This window comes from Nitrospirota bacterium (genome assembly GCA_016219645.1).
GTDB lineage: Bacteria > Nitrospirota > Nitrospiria > Nitrospirales > Nitrospiraceae > Palsa-1315.
Map to the genome: position 1 here is coordinate 65032 of JACRLR010000021.1, position 18564 is coordinate 83595.

Sequence of the window (18564 nt, forward strand, 5' to 3'; positions counted from 1 at the left end):
AGTTTCCGCAATTCGAAACGAACAACTTGAAATCAGAAACATGAAACTTGAAACGCTCGAATGAGATACGTTGTACGAGGATCGATGGTCGCTACTTTCTTGCTGATCGGTATTATGTGTTGGCTCGTGATGTTCTCTCCGGTGGAAGCTGCGTCTGCTGACCAGATTGAAGCTTCGCCGCTCTTCGACGATCTTGGTTCCCTCCATCATCCGATCACCACTACATCGGAATTGGCCCAACAGTACTTTGATCAGGGGCTCCGACTCGTCTATGCCTTCAATCACGAAGAAGCGATCCGTTCGTTTGAAGCTGCGGCTCGTCAGGATCCGCAGGCGGCTATGCCCTATTGGGGGATTGCATTGGCGCTGGGCCCCAATATCAATAGTGAGATGGGGAAGCAAGATGAACGTCGTGCGATCGAAATGGTTCAGAAGGCCCGACGGCTGGCAACCAACGCGATTCCACGGGAGCAAGCGTATATAGAGGCGTTGACTGCGCGGTACGTGGGCCGGAAGGGTGTGAAGCGTAAGGGTCTCGAAGAGGCCTATGCGAAGGCCATGCGATTGGTGATGCAGCAGTTTCCCGATGACCTCGATGCCGCCACGCTGTTTGCGGAAGCGCTGATGGATCTCCGGCCCTGGGATTTGTGGAAGCAGGACGGGAGACCACAGCCGGGCACCGAGGAGATCGTCACGACGTTGGAGTCCGTACTCGCGCAGAACCCCGACCATCCAGGAGCCTGCCACTACTACCTTCATGCAGTCGAGGCGTCACAGCAGCCGGAACGGGCTTTGCCCTGTGCGGAACGGTTGCCCGGTCTGATGCCGGGAGCCGGTCATCTTGTTCATATGCCCGCCCACATTTACATGAAGCTTGGGAAGTACCACGAAGCGGTCGAACGGAATCAGGAGGCGGCCCATGTCGATCAACTATATCTGGCCGGCCGGAACCAGGGGGGCGAATATGCAGACGGGTATTACACCCACAATCTCCATTTTCTCTGGGCCTCCTTGATGATGGAGGGGCGCAATGACGATGCTCTGAAAGCGGCGCGCGACTTGACCGCCACGATCGCACTGGAGGAGGTCCGGAAGGATCGCGGGAAAGAACTCTACCTATCGGCGCCGATCTTCTCGATGATACGGTTTGGCCGGTGGGAGGAGTTACTCCGGGAGCCAGCGCCTCCCAAGGGATTGCGGTTGTTGGATGGAATGTGGCGGCTGGGTCGAGGGCTCGCCCTCGTGGCGACAGGTCGGCTTCCCGGAGCTGAAGGGGAACATGTGGTCTTGGCCGGTCTCACGAAGCAGATCCGTCGTGATCGTACGCCAGAAGAAAAGACTGAGCGGGCGCTTCTCAAGATTGCTGAGCGGGTTCTGGCAGGAGAGCTTGCTGCGCGCCGTCAACATTATGATGACGCGATCCGGTTGCTTGAAGAGGCAGTCAAAATGGAAGAAGCGCTCCCCTATTCCGAGCCGCCGCTCTGGCCCCTGTCCGTGCGGCATCACTTGGGCGCTGTGCTCTTGTCGGCCGATCGCCCATCCGAAGCTGAAGCGGTGTATCACGCGGATCTCCTACACCATCCGGACAACGGCTGGGCCTTGACCGGACTAATCCAGAGCCTCAGTATCCAACAGAAAGACGATCAGGCTGCTGAGGCAGAGGAGCGTTTCAAGAAAGCCTGGGCCCATGCAGACTACAGTCCGTCTAATTCTCGGATGTGATGGGCGAGTCCAAGGGACTGGCTCCCTCCGTCGCCTCTGGGCTGAGGAGGGTGCCTGTCCCGCTACTCCACGCACGTGAGATGTAAGGCTGTGCGACGATATTCGACTGAATCAGTGAGGAGGACAATCCCATGAGAAGACGAGCAACCCTGTCAGTTTTTGCTCTGGCCATTTTCCTCATAGGATCTTGGACTGTTCAGTCGGCCAGCCAGGCTGCGGGAAATGGAATTCCCAGCAAAGCCTACTTCGCGGGGGGCTGTTTCTGGTGCATGGAAGAAGCCTTTGAAAAGGTCGAAGGGGTGTTGTCCGCGACTTCAGGCTATATGGGGGGTACGGTTGCTAATCCGAGCTATGAAGCAGTGTCGGCTGGGCGGACGGGCCATGCGGAATCGGTCGAAGTCGTTTATGACCCGGCCAAGGTGAGTTACCAGAGGTTACTGGACGCCTTTTGGCATAATGTCGATCCGGTTACACCGAATGCACAGTTCTGCGACCACGGCAGCCAGTATCGCTCCGCTATTTTTTTCCAGACAGAGGAAGAGAAACGTGCGTCGGACGCCTCCAAACAGGCGATCGAACAGTCGAAACGGTTTAATGAGCCGATCGTCACGCAGATCGTGATGGCCTCACAGTTCTACCCGGCCGAGGAGTACCACCAGGACTACTACAAGAAAAATCCTTTCCGTTACAAGGTCTACAAATACAACTGCGGTCGCGCCAAGCGGTTGGAGGAATTGTGGGGAAATCCATAACCCGCATGATTCAAGCGCGGTTCTGCTACTGCGATGTTGGAGACTGGCACCCTTCTTTTTGGTGCCTGTCTCCGTCCTAGGGGTGGGACAGGCACCCTCCTCAGCCCAGAGGCGACGGAGGGAGCCAGTCCCGCCGCGACAACTCCTTCTCCCCCGGTGTATATTTCTAGCCCAGCAACCTGTGCCGATACTCTGCCCGCATTATTCATGAGGGTTCGTGACGAAACCGCTGAGACGCATTGTGAGACGGACAAGCGCAGCCGGGAAGGAGGGAAGCATACTTGAACAGTATGTTGACCGACTGAGTGGCGAGCGCGCCCGTCGGAACAGCGTATCGGCGGTTGCAGCAGAAGCCTTCGTGAATAATGCGGGCCAGCCCGGGGAGGTGGGTCCGTGAAACGTCCGATCCGACAATCGACAAGAAAGCCAGTGATTGGCGTTATGGGTCCGGCTAAGGCCGGTATTCGAGAATTGGCTGATGCCAAGGTCTTGGGAGAACTCATTGCACGCCAAGGGTGGGTGGTATTGACGGGAGGGCGTGCGAGCGGTGTGATGGATGCGGCCAGCGAGGGTGCGAAGTCAGTGCCCGGCAGCTTGACGATTGGAATTTTGCCGGATGCCAAGGTGGGGGTGTCTCGGCATGTGGATGTAGCGATTGTGACGGACCTGGGCCAGGCCCGCAATAACGTGAACGTGATGTCCAGCGACATCATTGTGGCCTGTGGGCTCGGTGGCACAGGAACCGTCTCAGAAGTCGCACTGGCGTTGAAGGCCAAGAAGACCGTAATTCTTCTGGGAGCCAATAAGGCCGGGGTGAACTTGTTCAAGAACCTCGCGCCGCATCACGTCCATGCCGCTGCCTCTCCGGAAGAGGCGGTCAAGCTGATCGGCGATTTGCTCTAGCCAGCCTTGTTCATTTGGTCTATTCGGTCTGTCTGGTTTGTTTGGTTGAACGAAACTAACCAGATAAACACAATAAACCAGATAGACCAGATGAACCATAGCCCCCATCTCACCCGTCCCGCTTTTCCCGCCAGTCTCGCGTGTCTCGCGCGCCTATCCTGCGGGGCACGCTGACAGTTCCCAAACGTCCACATTGTCCAGATCGGGCCACATTTGGCTCGATGGCATAGTGGTCGTTTCCCCTATCCTATCCGCATGTTAGTGGAGACCAGGTTCGGCATGGATCTTGAGACCTTTCTGTGGGTTCTCTTGTATATGGGGTATAGGTGCCCACCATGGCCAACAACACAGAAAGGAGACCTCTCTATTCAAGCCTGTTACCCCCAGTTTGTGCGCTGGTTCTGTTCTGTCTGCTGATCGTAGCCACTCCCACACACACGAAACCTGACTATGACGGCGCCTACCCTCGGTATTCTAATGCGGAGATCCGCCGGGCCATCAGCTGGTACGCGAAGAAATACCGTCTCGATCCTGCTCTGCTGCGTGCGGTCATCAAGACCGAATCTGATTTTCACCAGCATGCCGTCTCTCGCAAGGGCGCAATCGGATTGATGCAACTGACCCCGGCTGCCGCAGAGACGTTGCGCGTCGGCGACGCCTACGATTCCATCCAGAATATCCGAGGAGGCGCCAAGCAACTGCGACATCTATTGAATCTCTACCAAGATGATCTTCCCCTGGCTTTAGCGGCCTACAATGCAGGGGTCCATCGGGTCAAAAATCGCAAAGTTCCGCGCATTCGGGAAACCCGTACCTACGTGAAAAAAGTATTGCGGAACTACGAAATGTTCCGTTCCCACCAGAAGCCCTCGCCCAATAAAGAGAATAAGCGCGTGTAGGACGGGCTGCTGACTGCCTTGGACTTCCCCCGCCGATTGCTCCGCCCCCTTGACCTAACCGGACCAGCTCTGCGACAAAAGAGGTTCTTGGGTCAGGGAGGAATGCGACGATGGAACGGCACATCAACAGACGAATGGCCACATTGGCCCATTCGGAGATTCGAGCGATGACCCAAGCCTGTGTGCAGGCAAAGGGACTCAACATGGCGCAAGGGGTTTGTGACACGCCGGTTCCACCGGTGGTGATTCGAGCCGCGGCGGAGGCGATGGAGCAAGGAAAGAATATCTACTCGCGATTCGACGGATTGCCCGAACTACGGCAGGCGGTCGCCAAGAAACTTGCGCAATACAACGGTATAGTGGCTGACCCCGAAACAGACATTACGATCAGTGCCGGAGCGACCGGAGCGTTTCATTGTGCCTGCTTGGCGCTGCTCAGTCCCGGCGACGAGGTGATCCTCTTTGAGCCCTACTACCAGTACCACATCAGCGCGCTGTTGGCGGTTGAGGCGGTTCCGGTGATGGTAAAGTTGAGGGCTCCCGATTGGATCTTTTCCTCAGCCGATGTGGAGTGCGCAGTCACTCCCCGAACGAAGGCGATCATTGTGAACTCGCCGGGGAACCCATCCGGGAAAATATTCAGCCGGCAAGAACTGGAAACCATAGCGGCCGTTGCGCTCCAGCATGATCTGTTCCTGTTCACCGACGAAATCTACGAGTACTTTCTGTACGACGATCGAACACATGTGAGCCTGGCAAGTCTGCCTGGCATGGCTGACCGGACGATCACCATCGGCGGTTACTCGAAGACATTCAGCATTACCGGCTGGAGGATCGGCTACAGTGTGGCGGCAGCTCGTTGGGCGCAGGCGATCGGAGCGATGAACGATCTGCTCTATGTCTGCGCCCCGACGCCGTTGCAGGCGGCAGTCGCAGTGGGAATTCAGGAACTTCCCGACATCTTCTACCGCGACCTGGCCCGCGACTATCAACGGAAGCGCGATCGGTTCTGCCGGGCCTTGACTCAGGCAGGCCTGACCCCGTCGATTCCACAGGGCGCCTACTACGTGCTGGCCGATACGTCGCGTCTGCCCGGCGCAACGGGCAAAGAGCGGGCGATGTTCCTCCTCAAGACGATCGGCTTGGCCGGTGTGCCAGGCGAAGCTTTCTTTTCCGGGCCTGGAGGAAGTCGGTTCATTCGATTCAGTTATGCAAAAATCGATGCCGATATCGACGATGCCTGCAGCCGGATCGCACGACTTGGGTAACAGTCTGTTTGAAATATCCCTGCAGAGTTTGGGCAGGTCAATGTTGAGATTAAGGCCAAGAAAGCCAGAGCCTGACAGACGCTTAACCTTAACCTCGACCTTAACCTGTTGCACTCGACTGCTTGTCTGCACCTTCATCAAAATGGTAAGTAGGATGCCGCGATTCATGTTGACTTGTCATTATGCTCCTACGAAACGTCGCACTCTCTCTCCTTATTGTTCCCGCGTTGCTCGCCGCTGCTTGCGCCAAGCCGGTGGCTCATCAGGCTGTTCCCATGGATTTCTCTCCTCCACCGCCTGGCTCTCAGCCCGGTGACCGCCATGTCCTCGCCGGTGAATGGGAATATGTCGATACAGATGGTGCGGTCGATCGAGTGACACTCGACGGGGAGGGAAACGGTCGCTATAACTGGAAGGATGGGCGCTTCGAGACATATACGTTCGTCGGTCATACCTGGCAAGGTAAGTGGTATCAGAAGGAGAATAACCGGGACGGAGGGTTTGCAGTCGAATTCTCGCCTGATTTTTCAGAAGGGGAGGGTCGCTGGTGGTACAGCCGCATCGGGGCCGATCAGGCACCGACGCTCAAGGGCGGAACCTTTCATCTTCGAAAAAAGGCTTCTCGTACGCATCGCAGCGATACTCTGCGGAACCGTGGGAAACATATCACGCCATAGGCTGATGACCAGCAGGGAGCCTGATGAAAGGACGTAAACATACCCGATTCGCAGTACAATTTCCTGTCTCGTTCAAGGGAGATCAGCTGTCTGGCGAGGGTACGATCTTGAATGTGTCGGGCGAGGGTTGTGCCATCACTGCTGAAACCATTGCCGACGTTGCTGCCTATCTACAGATGATGATGCAACTCCGGGCGGGAGAAGAGCCGATCCAAGTCGATCTGGCCGCGGTCCGATGGTCATCTGCAACAAGGTTCGGTGTTGAGTTTATCAAGATTCGTCCTGAAGAAGAGGGACGGCTGAAGAACTTTGTCAAGGCACTGGAATCTACGACCTGAGGGCGTCGACCACGGCGAGATATGGCCGGCTATTTCATGGCGACGGAACGGACCTGTTCATAGGTGGTCAGGCCCGCGAGCACTTTCAGAATCCCGTCCTGCACAAGTGTAATCATTCCTTCCTTCGCAGCCAGGCTCTGCATTTCCGATGTCTTGGCCCGGTTCTGGATCAGGTTTCGTAGTTCATCCGATCCGCATAGGAGTTCGTGCAAGGCAACCCGACCTTTGAGGCCTGTCTGGTTGCAGGTGCTACACCCACGCCCTCGGTAGACCTGAAAGTTCTCGCCATAACTCAGTCCGAGTGTTTCCCAGGCCTGCGCACCGTATCCGTGCACCAATTTATCGTACTCCTGCGCCGTCAAATGGTATAGTTCTTTGCACGTGACACAGATCCGCTTGCACAGGCGTTTTGCCAGCACCCCTTGCATGGCATCGGCAAAGTTGAAGGAGTCGCAGCCCAGGTCGAGGAGACGGACCACAGTCTCGACCGCCCCATTTGTGTGTAACGTGCTCAAGACCAGGTGGCCGGTCAGTGAGGCCTCGATGGCCACATCAGCAGTTTCCCTATCCCGCATCTCACCGATCATGATGACATCCGGGTCGGCTCGCAAGAACGATCGCATGGCGGACGCGAAGGTAAACCCAATCTTGGGATGGACCTGCACCTGGCGAAGCCCTTCCTGAGTGATCTCGATGGGGTCTTCCGCCGTCCAGATTTTTCGTTCGTCTGTATTGAGATGGCGAAGCAGAGCATGCAGAGTCGTCGTTTTTCCTGATCCGGTGGGGCCGACGCACAAGATGATGCCGTGCGGTTTCTCCGCGATCTCCAGGAGCTTCGTAAGGGTGGCTGGAGCAAACTCCATGGCATCGAGCGGGAGCGGATCCTTCGCCGAGAGCAGACGCATGACGATGTCTTCGTTGTTGCCGGCGGTCGGCAATGTCGCTACGCGCAGCTCAATTTCCCGATCCTGGCTCATCTTGAATCGGATCTTCCCGTCCTGCGGTTTCCGTCGTTCGGATATATCGAGACTGGACATGATCTTGATACGAGACACCAGAGCTCGCCGATAGATCGCGGGAATCTTCATGTACGTGGAGCACGTCCCATCTACGCGAAAACGAATGGCCGTCTCCTTGCGGTCCGAGTAGGGTTCAATATGGATGTCGGAGGCGTCATGCCGGAATGCTTCGGCAATGATCTGATTCGCGAGCCGTACGATCGCGGAATCGTTCTCGTCAATGCCGTCGGAATTGACGTCGAGAGACTGTTCCTGGTACGCGTCGTGGACCAGCTCGCCCAATGTATCCGCAATAGACCCACAGTCTGTGTCTCCGATCGTGTCACTCAGGAACCGCTCGATATCGCACCGTAGGCCTAACGCGTACCGGATCGTCATGCCGGGGAATGAGCGCCGGATGTCATGACCTCTATCGAGATCGTGGGGGTTATCGATCAGGACATCCAGAATATCACCCTGCTGTTTCAGGGGCAGCCAATGGTGCCTTCGGAGATAGTCTTTACTGAGATTATTGAGGAGTTGGGGATCAGCCAGGGTCCGTTCGTCGTATGGAATATAGGGACAGTCGAAAAACGCGCTCAGGGTTTTGCCGAGTGCGGCTTTCGGGATTCGGTATTTCTCGAGCAGCAGGCCTTCCAAGTCGGTCGCTCCCTGCAGGGATTCCTGGATGGCCTTCACGAGGTCCGTCTGGCGGATGAGGCCCTCCTGGATCAAGGCATCGTAGGCACGTGGTTCGATAGCTCTATGGGCTGCCTTTTGCATCGTTCCTATTTCGTTCGTTCCAGGAGCGTGACCGACATTGGCCTGGCTTCTCGGCTGACAACCCACGGCCGTCTGTTTCTTGCTCGATCCGACACCATCCCAGCCCTATCACGACGAATAGGCCTCCGTGTTCCCAGGCCTCCGGCTGAGCACTTGTCCCCCTGTGCCCGGCCTAGAAAACCTGTTCACGCGCGCGATCGGCTGGTCGTCGCATGATCAAGTATAGAGGCATTTTTCTTGCGCACAACCAATATCGACTATGGGAGCGAGCCTTTGCACCCTCAAGATAGGGCATCTGCAGCAAGTTTGGAGAGGGTAGCGAGGCGCTGGTTATGGAGCAGGCTGCTGTAGCTGTGAATGAGCGTTGGCATGTTCTGCATGGGTCTGGAGTTGCGCTCGTAGATCCCGGTCGATTGTGGTAGCCATAGCGATGACGCCGCGAAATCTTGGTGTCGGCTGATTGAAGGCGAAGGCTTTTCCATCTGCGTCGCGGACGGTCCCGCCGCTTTCTTCGATCAGCAGCACTCCTGCCGCGAGATCCCATTCGTTTTCCGGCTCGATAGTCAAGGCGGCCTGGATGCGACCGGCGGCGACTAGGGCCAGCGCGTAGGCGATGGAGTATATGGGGCGGCAGCGGACGGTCTTGGCGAGCATTGACCATCGGTCGGTCCGGAGTTCCCACGCATTGACCATGATCACAGGATCAGTCTTCTGATCGGCCGAGATCGTCACACGTGCCCCATTCAAGAACAGTCCACCGCCGCGTACCGCGGTGAAGAGCTCGTCCGTCGAGGGATTCAGGATTGCAGCGACGACCGGTACACCCCGTTCGACCAACGAGGCAGAAATGCAGAATTCCGGCATTCCCTTCACCAGCGCCTTTGTGCCGTCGATGGGGTCCACGATCCAGACTCGTGGACGAGTCAGTCGCGCTGAATCGTCGGGAGACTCTTCCGAGAGCCATCCGTCCAATGGAAACTCCCGGCGTTGCATCTCATGCAGGATACGGTTGACCTCGAGGTCAACCGTGGTGACCGGCGAGTGGTCTGATTTCGTCTGTACCTCAAATCCACTCCTGACCAATTCGCGCACCTTCGCTCCAGCCTTCCGGACTGTTTCAGCCAGCAGGGTCAGTTCTCGCTCCATATGCTTCTCCTCATAGAGTGGAACATTAGAGAGTAAGAGGCATCTTTGCCGGTACGACCGTCGATGTTGGTGATGCGATCGGCGGTGAATTCCAACGCCCAGGTCGGTGCATTGGCCCCAACGCTTATCGCGAGAAGCCGGATCGCGAGGACTCGTGACATTGCCGCTCACTGTACCATAGCAGAGGGACCGGTTTGCCAGCGTCAGCCGGAAATCGAAAGGACCGCCGCGCCTTGAAATGATCCGGACTTGAGAGCCTGCAATGCCCGGTTGGCCTCTTCAAGTGGGAAGAGAACTCTGTGGGGTTTAATGGGAATCGCAGCAGCCTCCCGAAGCAGATCGAGGCCATCCTGCCTCGTATTGGCCGTGACGCTTCGGATGGTTCGCTCGCCAAAGACCTCGCGATCGTAGTCGAGGGAGGGAATGGGCGTCATGTGAATACCGGCAATGGCCAGCGTGCCGCCTCGTTCCAATGCACGCAGGGCCGGCGGGACCAACTCACCGGCCGGCGCAAAGATGATCGAGCTGTGGAGCTTGTCCGGCGGACTGTCCGTCGCCCCACCCACCCATGCGGCGCCCAACTTATGCGCCAGACGTTGATGCTCTGGTTTCAAGGAACTGACATAGACCTGACAGCCCCAATGGCGAGCGATCTGAATGGCAATGTGCGCGGATGCGCCAAACCCATAGAGGCCGAGCCGTTGGCCTGGTTGGATTCCACTCAGACGCAGAGCCCGGTAGCCAATGATCCCGGCACAGAGGAGGGGAGCGGCTTCTTCATCACTGAACACCGGCGGAATCGGATAGGCAAACGCTGCCGGGATGAGCGCATACTCTGCGTAGCCGCCGTCGACCTGATAGCCGGTGAATCTGGCATGCTCACAGAGATTCTCTCGCCCGCCTGCACAAAATTCGCACAGGCCGCATGTGTGCTGCAGCCAGGCGATTCCGACTCGTTCGCCGACTTTCCGTTCAGTCACATCCACGCCGACCCGACTGACAATCCCGACTGCCTGGTGGCCAGGAATGAGCGGAAGCGCGGGGTTTGGCAACTCACCTTCGATGACATGAAGATCCGTCCGGCAAACTCCACAGACAGAGACGCGGACCAAAATTTCTCCGAGGCCCGGCTCAGGTATTGGAATCTCCCGCAACTGTAGCGGGGAGGTCCCCACGTCCGCTGTATGATCCAGAACCATCGCGTTCATCATCAGTGCCTTTGACTCCCTAGGAGATCAAAACGATGCAGGCTGTTCAAAAAGGCCGTCAGCAAGGCCGCAGCGAGCGAAGAGGCGAGGCGTACCCTTGTGGTACGTTGAGCCTCTGAGCGAAGTGAGAACGAAGCTGGCGGATTTTTTCAACAGCCTGCTAGGGTTTGGCTTTGATGCATTCGACATCCAGTCGTATCTGGACCTCATCGCCCACAACAAGCCCGCCATTATCCAATGTCTTGTTCCAGATCATCCCGAAGTCTTTGCGATTGAGTTTCCCCTCTGCGCTGAAGCCGGCCCTGGTATTGCCCCAGGGGTCTTTCGTCGACCCATTATAGCGGCCCGTGAGGAGCACTTCCTTCGTCACCCCGTGCAGTGTCAGGTCTCCCATAGCGGTAAAGCCTTCTGAGGTCTTCTTGTAGTTTTTCATCTTGTAGGTGATCGTCGGATACAGTTTCACGTCTAAAAATTCGGCATTCCGCAAGTGGGCGTCCCGCTTTATGTGATTGGTGTTCACCGACTCGGCTTTGATCGTGGCTTCAATCGCCGTCACCGTTCCGTCTTCGGCATCCATGTCGATGTAGCCGGCATAGTCTGTGAATTGGCCCGTAGTTTTTGAGACGACCATGTGGGTGATGCGAAACTCGATCGTCGAATGTTCATGATCCAGGTTCCAACGAGCCGGTTCTGCGTAAACTGCAGGCGGAAACCACGCCAGCACTCCAAGCCATAGAAGCATGAGCCACATCTTCGGCATGAATCCTCCTCTTACTTCTTCAAAGGCTGGTCCAATGCATGAGACTTGCCAGTTGACCGAATCCCGACGGACTGCACGTCGCGCGACTGTCCCCGACTACCGGTTCGCATCCGGATGTGCACGTCCACTGCACCCTCCCCCAGCTCGCTGGAGAACGGCAGGAACGGTTGAGCATTGACCACCGCATAGATTCCAGCCTCATCGATTTCGCGCACACCGGAGCCTTTCTCAATCTCGATCAGCTGGGCGCGGCCGTTGGGAAACAATTTGAAACGGACCTTCACCGTTTCACTGGTTGGCCTATGCCTGACTCCACGGACCTGGCGGGCCCAACTTCGGCTGATGAGATGGCTCACATACTGCCAGTAGGCTTCCCCCTCTCCTGATGAGGGAAACGGGACGAGATCCTCCTCGGCTAAAGTACCCGTTGCTACCGGCTCCACGTCCGATTGTACTTCTTGCAAGATGACGATGTCGCTTTGCGACTCCTCCTGGTGAACAGGCGACGACTCATGACTCTCATTCACCGGCTCCGAGCGATCCATTGTCAGATACACGACCCGTTGCATGAACCGTTCGAGTTTCTCCTGGCGGGACCGAGCAAACGTCACTTGGACTCGCGCCGCTCTGGGCGGGACAGTAGTCCGACTCATTAGAATTGGTTCGAGCATGACGGTTCCTTTCAATGCCATCGACTCTGCATCTGGCTCAAGAGTGACCGTTTGACCTCGAAACGCAATCGATTCACAGATCGCGACCACTGGAGTTGTGCTCGAAGTCACGCCTCTCAGGAAAATTGTCAGCGTGACGGGCTTGCCCGGTTGCGGGTCCCCTATGGACTCCGCCTGGCTCAACTCGAACTGAACCCACCGCTTCGTGGGACCGGATGAAGAAGCCGTCTGCGACGATGATTGGGCATGTGCTGGTAGGATGGGGCCAGGCCAGGCGACCGCCGCACAACAGACCCCTGCCAACAACATAACATTTCGGTAGTGCAGTGCATGGATAGCAGGCTGTGGAAATACTCTGTGGGTACGTGTAAATTTCACTGGTCTGCGCGTCTTGGATAACAGTGGTACCCCATGCAGGATGCTCAAAATGGCCGTCCAGCAAGGCCGCAGCGAGCGAAGAGGCGAGGCGTACCCTTGTGGTACGTTGAGCCTCTGAGCGATGCGAGAACGATGCTGGCGGACTTTTTCAGCATCCTGATAGGCAGCATCCTACCGATCTCGCTCATTCCGGCGCAACCCCCAGGAAGGGTAGGCGGGATCGAGCGAGTGGTATACAATGACATAATGCAAGCCCTCGTGAAGACATCGACAGGACCGGGGTTGACCGCCTCCGATAGGCCGGATCCGAAACCAGGCCCCACCGATGCGGTCGTTCGCGTCAAGGCCACCTCTCTCTGCGGGACGGATGCCCATATCTACAATTGGGATCCGTGGGCGCACAGCCGTATCCACCCGCCGCGCATCATCGGCCATGAAATGTGTGGTGAAGTCGTGGAAGTCGGCTCGGATGTGACGCTCGTCAAGACGGGAGATTACGTCGCCGCCGAGTCGCATCTCACATGTGGTCACTGCTTCCAATGTCGAACCGGACAGGCGCATGTGTGTAAGAATTACCGTATTCTCGGGGTCGATAGAGACGGGTCATTCGCAGAGTACCTGGTCCTGCCCGAAACGGTGCTCTGGAAGTCTTCGCCTACCCTCCCACCGGAACTCGCCTGCCTTCAAGAACCGCTCGGCAACGCAGTCGACGCAGCCTTAGTCGAAGACCTCACCGGACAGACGGTCTTGATCACTGGATGCGGTCCGACCGGACTCTTCGCTGCTGCCGTCGCACGAACAGCCGGGGCTGCCATGATCATTGCCACGGATGCCAGCGCGTATCGCCTGGACCTTGCCCGCCAGGTCGGCGTCGATCATGCGCTCAACGCCAAGACCGAGACGGCGGACCGCATCGCCGCCGCCATTCGTGACATCACCGGCGGTGAGGGCGTCGACGCCTCGCTCGAAATGTCGGGGAACCCCACCGCACTACACCAGGCTTTCAATGCCGTGAAGAACGGAGGTCGCGTCACGCTTTTTGGTATTCCAACCGGGTCCGTGTGTTTTGACCTGCCAAACGAAATTATTTTTAAAGGCATCCGCGTGTATGGGGTGACAGGCCGCCGGCTCTTCAAAACCTGGTATCGCTTGGCCGGTCTCTTCCAGGCAGGACTCAATATCAAGCCGGTGATCACCCATACGTTTCCGATGAGAGACTTTGCGCGCGGATTCGAATTGATCAATTCAGGCCAATGCGGGAAAGTGGTCTTGATTCCGTAAGGGGTTAGGCGTCAGGCGTAAGGTGATGGAAACCCGTGCTCCGTTCTTGCCAGCGCTTCACGTTTCACGCCTTACCCCTGACGCCTAACGCTTCACGAAAAAGATGGCGTATCACTCGCTCAAGCAAACTATTTCAGAACGACTCGCAGAAATCCGCGCGGCGGGGCTCTACAAATCCGAGCGACAGATCCTTGGCCCGCAGGGGGCTGAGATTCGTGTGGCTCAAGGTGAGGTCCTCAATCTTTGCGCCAACAACTATCTGGGACTCGCCAACCACTCCGACATCAGACAGGCCGCTGCTGCCGGACTGCAAGAGCATGGCTACGGTATGGCCTCGGTCCGGTTCATCTGCGGCACGCAGGATCTTCATATACAACTTGAACAAGCACTCAGCACCTTTTTGGGTACCGAGGACACAATTCTCTATAGTTCCTGCTTCGACGCCAACGGCGGACTTTTTGAAGTACTTCTCGGGGAGCAAGACGCCGTCATCAGCGACTCTTTGAACCACGCCAGCCTCATCGATGGCATCAGGCTCTGCAAGGCCACCAGGCTCCGCTATACGCACTCCGATATGGAGGATCTGGAGACCAAGCTGCGCGAGGCGGTATCGTGTCGCCTTCGCTTGATTGCGACGGACGGAGTCTTCTCCATGGACGGCGATCTCGCGAAACTCGATCGAATCGTCGAGCTGGCGGATCGGTATGATGCAGCGGTGATCGTGGACGACAGTCACGCGACCGGTGTGCTCGGGCGCAACGGGCGAGGCACCCCGGACCATTTCGGCGTCGCCGATCGGATCGAGATCGTCACCAGTACGCTGGGAAAAACATTGGGCGGCGCGACAGGCGGGTTTACGACCGGACGGAAGGAAGTCATCGAGCTGCTGCGGCAGAGGTCGCGACCCTACTTGTTTTCGAACTCACTCCCGCCGGTCATTGCCGCAGCGGCCCGACGGGCCGTGGTCCTCGTGGCTCAAGGAGACCAGTTACGGATCAGGTTGCGAGAGAATGCGGCCTTTTTCCGCGCACAACTCACTGCACTGGGATTTCGACTGATTCCCGGCGAGCATCCCATCATTCCGATTTTGCTGGGTGACGCCTCACTCGCTACCAAAATGGCAGATCGACTATTGCAGGAAGGGATCTATGTCGTGGGGTTCAGTTACCCGGTTGTGCCGGAAGGTCAGGCAAGGATTCGTGTCCAGATGTCGGCGGCCCATACGCAGGCACAGCTAGAGCGAGCCGTCGCGGCCTTTGCCACAGTCGGTCGGGAACTGGGCCTGATACGGTAAAAATGTTTGTTTAGTTTATTTGGTCTATTTGGTTCATCTGGTTTCTCTCGTTCACAACCAAACAAACCAGACCAACAAGATGAACTAAACAAACCGGGCTTCGTTATTCCGCGATTGCCTGGGAGCGTTTCTGCAGATAGGCGTTGCGGACGGCTGTATAGAGGTCCAACGTCGCTTCCTCAACTCCCTGAAACTTTTCGAGATTCCGAGACCGGTCATTAATCACCTCACCCACGCGGGACCCGGTCTGGATGATGCTCGTCGTCATACGATCCTCGTGGTCGATTGCGGAGGGTACACCCTCGACTTCAATGATCGGTAAGACCAACCAGTTGATCGGGTTGAGAAACACGTCGCCGACAAATCCCACAAAATCCCGAACGGTGAAGGGTGGCAGGAACGGCAACACGAGGTAGGGGCCCGGCTTGACTCCGTAGAAACCCAGTGTCTGTCCCAAATCCTCTTCCGGCGTTACCAGATCGATCTTTTTCGCAACGTCGATAAATCCTGCAATGCCGACGGTGCTGTTGATCACAAACCGCCCCAACTCGATACCGGCGCCTTTCATCTTCCCCTGGAAGATATTGTTCAGGAAACGAGGGACAAAGCGAACGTTATAGAAGAAGTTGCTGACCCCGACCTGAGCCAGATCCGGCATAATAAAATTGTAGCCCTTTGCCACCGGCTTGAGCACATAGCGATCGAGCTTGAGGTTGAACTCGAAGATGTTGGAGTTCACTGGCTCCCAGGGATCATATTCCTCGCCAGCTCCCTCACCGGCCCTGGCAAAGGGATCGAACGGTTCATCCGATTGGGTGCCTGGCGGCGGCGAGGGGGCCGGCGCAGCAGCCTGGCCCGCCACCAGCGTCGTGTCACTCAATCCCTGTGGCAGCACTGTGCCGGATTTCCCGGCACAACCACTGGCAAGCGCGATCACGAAACCCAGCAGACCGAACGCTAGTAGACGACAGAGAATCATCAGCCCGGCCTCCTTAGTAACCTGCTTTCCTCATGAACGCGCTTGCTGCAATCGACGACCCTTTGCTCTCGCGCGTGAAGCGTATTTCGTTTCGGAATCGATCGCTCCATGTTTTGCGCCTACTTCCAACGCTTCACGCTTCACGAGATACGCGTCACTCTCTGCGCGCTTCGCCCGTCTCGCTCTTCTCGCAAGTCTCGCGCAAATTTAGCCGTCGGGCACTCTACCAAATGGCGCGTGCGCTCGCCAATCACTTTTTGAGACATCATGCACAAGGGGCGCGTGAAGCGCGCCTGCGCGACCGCAGACTAGGATTGGAGGGCGGTCTGGACAAATTCAGACCACCGTTTGAAATAGGCCGCGCCTCCGACCTGGTAGGTGTTGTTATGGTCCGCGCCGGCAATGACGTAGAAGAATTTGGGTGGCTTGGCTGCCTCGAAGACCTGCCGGCCCAACTCGATGGGGATGATGTCGTCCTTGTCGCCGTGAATAATCAGCTTCGGCAACGAGAGATACGGAAGGCGATCGATTAATTTGAAGCCTGCCCCGAGCAGCCAATGGACCGGCAGTCCCCCGTAATGGAACTTGGCCACCGCTTCGATGGACGCAAACGCCGATTCGAGAATCAATCCAGCGGCAGGCTTCTGCGTGGCAAGTTCCCCTGCAACAGCCGCGCCGAGTGAACGTCCGAAGATGATGACGCGCTCCGGACGAATCATTCTGGTTCGCGTGAGATAATCATGCGCCCCGATCGCATCCTGATAGAGCCCCTCTTCAGAAGGAGACCCTTGGCTGCGCCCATACCCGCGATAGTCGAAAATGAAGACAGACAATCCGATCCGGTAGAGTTCGCGCAAATTCTCCAGCCGATTGATGATGTTCCCCGCGTTGCCATGACACCAGAGTATGATCGGACGATCTGCCTGCGCCTCCACATACCAGCCGAACAGCTTCGTCCCGTCCCCCGACTGAAACCAGACCTCTTCCAGAGGCAAGCTGCTGCGGACCTTCCAATCCTGATCCTTCCAGGGGTCTGGGTGATAGACGAAGAATTGGTCAAGGATGCCCATCGTGCCTTACTTTGGAGAACGCCGATTTAGCAGGCTGCTGAAACACTCGGTTCATACATAACACACCGTTGGAACATCACGGAATGGCGTTGATGCCACAAAAGCCTCAGGATGCTCAAAAAGGCTGTCCAGCAAGGCCGCAGCGAGCGAAGAGGCGAGGCGTACGCTTCGGTACGTTGAGCCTCTGAGAGAAGCGAGAACGATGCTGGCGGACTTTTTCAGCATCCTGCTAGAAACGCAGCCCGATGCCGAACAAGGCATACTGGGAGCGGAAATCCAGCGCGAGTTCCTTCCAGTGGTAGTCGGCCGAGAGGTATTTGTACTCGCTGAACAGAAACACCTTTTCAGTCAGATTGCCTTGCAGTCCGCCAAAGAATTGATAGCTCAACGTCCATGAACCTTCAAAGTCACGGTCCGAACGACCAGGAATGTTGGCATGGGTGAGCACTCCGCTCGAATAACCACCCCCGACCCCGATGTAAGGGACAAACGCCTTCCCGGGGTAGCGAAGAGTCAAATTCACCGTCGAATTGAAGACCCAGAGGTTTGTACTAGCAGTAGGCCCTGTGGGCGCCGACGAAGAAAATGTAATCTCACTCCCGTGACCGAAAAACTCCAATCCGACCCCGACGATGTTTCCAAAATAGTGCGGGAACACCGCGGCTTTGATACCGGCTCCAGCCCCATCGGCAATCCTGGCATCCGAGGAGTTGCCCCCCTGGGCAACGAGGCCTTGATCTGATGGAAATGCCCCCAGTGCGTACAGGCCAACATCTACGTCGGCGGTCTCAGCGGCTGCAACCCAGCCGGGTTGCAGCAATACAATCATGAGGGCAAGCGACAACGAGAAGAAAACAGGGAGCGCCAATGGGAATGACCACATCTCGAGCCTACCCTACCGCACTTTGGTCAGCAGCGCCGGCCAAAATAAAAGGGCCTCTGGGGCTTCTACCCCAAAGGCCCCTTCGATTGCGGATGTTCGAGAATCAGTTGCCCTTGACGATCGTGCACCATTCGCCGTAGATCCCCAAGATGTTCTTGGCGTAATGATCCACTGACGTGACTTTCGTGATTCCACCATTGGCTTTGGCAGCAACGATACTCGCATCACCCTGGGCAAACGCCCCCAGAATCGACGTACCGCAGGCTTTACCCTCCTTGGTGGTAGCGGTTTCAGCCGTGGCGATGTTTCCGTACTTCGTCTCGTTGAAAGTTGTACCAGCCATCGGTGAGGCGACGATCTGACAGGCAGCCAGGCTAAACGCTGCCGCCGTAATTCCTACGAGTGCCAACGCAACTTTTATCTGCTTCATGAATCCTCCTTGTGATGGTTAGAGTCCGGAGCTTGTTAGCGAGCAATCTGAGTATCCATCTCAGTACGTAGCAGTACTATGGGCGCGAGTATATACAGTATTGGAAAGATGTCAACGATAAAAC

The 18564-nt window shown here is 56.8% G+C and carries 18 protein-coding genes; 9 read left to right on the forward strand and 9 right to left on the reverse strand.

Annotation, left to right across the window (positions count from 1 at the left end; genetic code table 11):
• The first annotated feature begins 84 nt into the window (after nt 1–84).
• From HZB34_10585 to HZB34_10615, 7 genes are all read left to right on the forward strand, one after another.
• Complete coding sequence (locus HZB34_10585; GenBank protein MBI5316407.1) at nt 85–1722, forward strand: hypothetical protein; 1638 nt, start codon at nt 85–87, stop codon at nt 1720–1722.
• 131 nt (nt 1723–1853) lie between these two features.
• Nucleotides 1854–2474 carry a peptide-methionine (S)-S-oxide reductase MsrA gene (msrA, locus tag HZB34_10590; protein ID MBI5316408.1) on the forward strand — a complete coding sequence of 207 codons (621 nt, stop codon included), beginning with the start codon at nt 1854–1856 and terminating at the stop codon, nt 2472–2474.
• A 441-nt stretch (nt 2475–2915) separates the two neighbouring features.
• Complete coding sequence (locus tag HZB34_10595; GenBank protein MBI5316409.1) at nt 2916–3377, forward strand: LOG family protein; 462 nt, start codon at nt 2916–2918, stop codon at nt 3375–3377.
• 335 nt (nt 3378–3712) lie between these two features.
• Complete coding sequence (locus HZB34_10600) at nt 3713–4276, forward strand: lytic transglycosylase domain-containing protein (GenBank protein ID MBI5316410.1); 564 nt, start codon at nt 3713–3715, stop codon at nt 4274–4276.
• 110 nt (nt 4277–4386) lie between these two features.
• Nucleotides 4387–5544: a pyridoxal phosphate-dependent aminotransferase gene (locus tag HZB34_10605; protein ID MBI5316411.1), complete on the forward strand. Its 1158-nt coding sequence runs from the start codon at nt 4387–4389 to the stop codon at nt 5542–5544.
• Between the two features lie 182 nt (nt 5545–5726).
• Entirely contained in the window at nt 5727–6221 is a 495-nt protein-coding gene (locus HZB34_10610; GenBank protein MBI5316412.1) for a hypothetical protein, read from the forward strand.
• Between the two features lie 23 nt (nt 6222–6244).
• The gene (locus HZB34_10615; GenBank protein ID MBI5316413.1) at nt 6245–6559 is read left to right on the forward strand and encodes a PilZ domain-containing protein; all 315 of its coding nucleotides are present in this window, start codon (nt 6245–6247) and stop codon (nt 6557–6559) included.
• A gap of 29 nt (nt 6560–6588) precedes the next feature.
• On the opposite strand, the gene HZB34_10620 is transcribed toward HZB34_10615, so the two are convergent.
• The 5 genes from HZB34_10620 to HZB34_10640 all read right to left on the reverse strand — a co-directional run bounded on the left by HZB34_10620 (nt 6589) and on the right by HZB34_10640 (nt 12434).
• Nucleotides 6589–8340, reverse strand: coding sequence for a type II/IV secretion system protein (locus HZB34_10620; protein MBI5316414.1), 1752 nt, complete (start codon nt 8338–8340; stop codon nt 6589–6591).
• 330 nt (nt 8341–8670) lie between these two features.
• Entirely contained in the window at nt 8671–9486 is an 816-nt protein-coding gene (locus HZB34_10625) for a 3'(2'),5'-bisphosphate nucleotidase CysQ (protein MBI5316415.1), read from the reverse strand.
• A 203-nt stretch (nt 9487–9689) separates the two neighbouring features.
• Entirely contained in the window at nt 9690–10694 is a 1005-nt protein-coding gene (locus tag HZB34_10630; protein ID MBI5316416.1) for a zinc-dependent alcohol dehydrogenase family protein, read from the reverse strand.
• A gap of 160 nt (nt 10695–10854) precedes the next feature.
• Entirely contained in the window at nt 10855–11454 is a 600-nt protein-coding gene (locus HZB34_10635; protein ID MBI5316417.1) for a polyisoprenoid-binding protein, read from the reverse strand.
• A gap of 11 nt (nt 11455–11465) precedes the next feature.
• On the reverse strand, nt 11466–12434 hold the full coding sequence (locus HZB34_10640; GenBank protein ID MBI5316418.1) for an energy transducer TonB: 969 nt from the start codon (nt 12432–12434) through the stop codon (nt 11466–11468).
• 315 nt (nt 12435–12749) lie between these two features.
• Here HZB34_10640 and tdh point away from each other — a divergent pair, with 315 nt between their 5' ends.
• Both tdh and HZB34_10650 read left to right on the forward strand, forming a co-directional pair.
• Complete coding sequence (gene tdh / locus HZB34_10645) at nt 12750–13784, forward strand: L-threonine 3-dehydrogenase (protein MBI5316419.1); 1035 nt, start codon at nt 12750–12752, stop codon at nt 13782–13784.
• Nucleotides 13785–13887: 103 nt separating this feature from the next.
• Nucleotides 13888–15078: a glycine C-acetyltransferase gene (locus tag HZB34_10650; protein MBI5316420.1), complete on the forward strand. Its 1191-nt coding sequence runs from the start codon at nt 13888–13890 to the stop codon at nt 15076–15078.
• Nucleotides 15079–15181: 103 nt separating this feature from the next.
• Here the strand turns inward: HZB34_10650 and HZB34_10655 are convergent, their stop codons facing one another.
• The 4 genes from HZB34_10655 to HZB34_10670 all read right to left on the reverse strand — a co-directional run bounded on the left by HZB34_10655 (nt 15182) and on the right by HZB34_10670 (nt 18440).
• Nucleotides 15182–16057, reverse strand: a complete 876-nt coding sequence (locus tag HZB34_10655) for a VacJ family lipoprotein (protein MBI5316421.1) — start codon at nt 16055–16057, stop codon at nt 15182–15184.
• 308 nt (nt 16058–16365) lie between these two features.
• Nucleotides 16366–17127 carry an alpha/beta hydrolase gene (locus tag HZB34_10660; GenBank protein ID MBI5316422.1) on the reverse strand — a complete coding sequence of 254 codons (762 nt, stop codon included), beginning with the start codon at nt 17125–17127 and terminating at the stop codon, nt 16366–16368.
• Nucleotides 17128–17356: 229 nt separating this feature from the next.
• The gene (locus tag HZB34_10665; GenBank protein MBI5316423.1) at nt 17357–18010 is read right to left on the reverse strand and encodes a hypothetical protein; all 654 of its coding nucleotides are present in this window, start codon (nt 18008–18010) and stop codon (nt 17357–17359) included.
• Nucleotides 18011–18113: 103 nt separating this feature from the next.
• Nucleotides 18114–18440, reverse strand: coding sequence for a TRL-like protein family (locus tag HZB34_10670; protein MBI5316424.1), 327 nt, complete (start codon nt 18438–18440; stop codon nt 18114–18116).
• Nucleotides 18441–18564 lie beyond the last annotated feature (124 nt).